The 1,613-nt window shown below is 52.4% G+C and carries 15 tRNA genes; all 15 read right to left on the bottom strand.

The window, feature by feature from the left end:
* Window positions 1–41: 41 nt before the first annotated feature.
* The 15 genes from C5L21_RS01695 to C5L21_RS01625 all read right to left on the bottom strand — a co-directional run bounded on the left by C5L21_RS01695 (window position 42) and on the right by C5L21_RS01625 (window position 1,487).
* Window positions 42–115: transfer RNA gene (locus C5L21_RS01695), tRNA-Ile, on the bottom strand.
* 22 nt (window positions 116–137) lie between these two features.
* Window positions 138–208, bottom strand: a tRNA-Gly gene (locus tag C5L21_RS01690).
* A gap of 29 nt (window positions 209–237) precedes the next feature.
* Window positions 238–310, bottom strand: a tRNA-Phe gene (locus C5L21_RS01685).
* 24 nt (window positions 311–334) lie between these two features.
* Window positions 335–408, bottom strand: a tRNA-Asp gene (locus C5L21_RS01680).
* A 2-nt stretch (window positions 409–410) separates the two neighbouring features.
* Window positions 411–484, bottom strand: a tRNA-Met gene (locus C5L21_RS01675).
* 27 nt (window positions 485–511) lie between these two features.
* Window positions 512–601, bottom strand: a tRNA-Ser gene (locus tag C5L21_RS01670).
* A gap of 29 nt (window positions 602–630) precedes the next feature.
* Window positions 631–704, bottom strand: a tRNA-Ile gene (locus tag C5L21_RS01665).
* A 15-nt stretch (window positions 705–719) separates the two neighbouring features.
* Window positions 720–793: transfer RNA gene (locus tag C5L21_RS01660), tRNA-Met, on the bottom strand.
* Window positions 794–820: 27 nt separating this feature from the next.
* A tRNA-Pro gene (locus C5L21_RS01655) sits at window positions 821–894 on the bottom strand.
* Between the two features lie 66 nt (window positions 895–960).
* Window positions 961–1,034 (bottom strand) — tRNA-Arg (locus C5L21_RS01650).
* Window positions 1,035–1,039: 5 nt separating this feature from the next.
* A tRNA-Leu gene (locus tag C5L21_RS01645) sits at window positions 1,040–1,123 on the bottom strand.
* A 5-nt stretch (window positions 1,124–1,128) separates the two neighbouring features.
* A tRNA-Gly gene (locus C5L21_RS01640) sits at window positions 1,129–1,200 on the bottom strand.
* A 7-nt stretch (window positions 1,201–1,207) separates the two neighbouring features.
* Window positions 1,208–1,280, bottom strand: a tRNA-Thr gene (locus C5L21_RS01635).
* A gap of 41 nt (window positions 1,281–1,321) precedes the next feature.
* Window positions 1,322–1,394, bottom strand: a tRNA-Val gene (locus tag C5L21_RS01630).
* A 4-nt stretch (window positions 1,395–1,398) separates the two neighbouring features.
* A tRNA-Ser gene (locus C5L21_RS01625) sits at window positions 1,399–1,487 on the bottom strand.
* Between the last annotated feature and the right edge of the window lie 126 nt (window positions 1,488–1,613).

Raw genomic sequence — 1,613 nt, 5'->3', positions numbered from 1 at the left:
GCAAACAAAAAAGGATGTTTCCATTGAAACATCCTTCATCATGGGCCTGACAGGACTCGAACCTGTGACCCCTGCGTTATCAACACAGTGCTCTAACCAACTGAGCTACAGGCCCTTCTTATGCTTCTCAACATAAAAGCGAATGACGGGAATCGAACCCGCATAGCCAGCTTGGAAGGCTGGAATTCTACCATTGAACTACATTCGCATCTCTTACTGGATGCCCTGAGACATCTATGGCGCTGGACGGAATCGAACCGCCGACACTACGAGCTTCAATCGTATGCTCTACCAACTGAGCTACAGAGCCATCTTAGTATGTCCCCATACTAAACGGTCACAGCGGGGCTCGAACCCGCGATCTCCTGCGTGACAGGCAGGCGTCCTAACCAGCTAGACCATGCGACCAATTGCGGGAGCAGGATTTGAACCTACGACCTTCGGGTTATGGGCCCGACGAGCTACCAGACTGCTCCATCCCGCGATAATATTATTTTGGTATCTCTACCTAAGGAGAATGTGGGATTCGAACCCACGCGCCGATTTCTCGACCTGACGGTTTTCAAGACCGTTCCCTTCAGCCAGACTTGGGTAATTCTCCATCATCTCTTGCTTGACTCTCGTCCTGCATGGACCTTGTTGGACTCGAACCAACGACCGGACGGTTATGAGCCGTCTGCTCTAACCAACTGAGCTAAAGGTCCTATATCTCGAGCCTATCGCGGCAGGGGGGATCGAACCCTCGACCTCCCGGGTATGAACCGGACGCTCTAGCCAGCTGAGCTACACCGCGATCGTCTTTGACAATTTTCCTTGCCAATCGGGACGACAGGATTCGAACCTGCGACCCCCTGGTCCCAAACCAGGTGCTCTACCAAGCTGAGCTACGTCCCGAAAAGTTCTACGAGAGCTTCTGCCCCTTTAAACTTAAAAAAAGAGTTTGAATTCCTTCAACCTCTATGCACCTAGCAGGAGTCGAACCTGCAACCTCCTGATTCGTAGTCAGACGCTCTATCCAATTGCGCTATAGGTGCATATATGCCGGCGACCGGGATCGAACCGGTACGATATCTCTATCGCAGGATTTTAAGTCCTGTGCGTCTGCCTATTCCGCCACGCCGGCATACAAGCGGAAGACGGGATTCGAACCCGCGACCCCCACCATGGCAAGGTGATGTTCTACCACTGAACTACTTCCGCAGAATCATGCCGACTAAAGGACTCGAACCTTCGACCCCCGCTTTACAAGAGCGGTGCTCTACCAACTGAGCTAAGTCGGCATCGCTTTATCCCGACGTGCCGGTTTCTTGACTTTCGCCAATGGACGCTACAGGGATCGAACCTGTGACCCCCTGCTTGTAAGGCAGGTGCTCTCCCAGCTGAGCTAAGCGTCCATAATGGAGAGGAAGGGATTCGAACCCTCGAAACAATTCCTTGTTTACATGGTTTCCAACCATGCTCCTTCGGCCAGACTCGGACACCTCTCCGATATCTTCCGTTCTCTCTTCTAATTAAAGCAAAAGCACTCTTCTCAGAGCACTCCCTATGTACGGCACCGCATCTTCCTATCCTCGCAGCCAGCGATCCGGCAACTACTTTCGGCGTGATAGAGC

Origin of the sequence: Leuconostoc citreum (assembly GCF_004354555.1) — a bacterium.
GTDB classification, from domain to species: domain Bacteria; phylum Bacillota; class Bacilli; order Lactobacillales; family Lactobacillaceae; genus Leuconostoc; species Leuconostoc citreum.
This window is presented reverse-complemented; position numbering and strand designations above follow the sequence as displayed.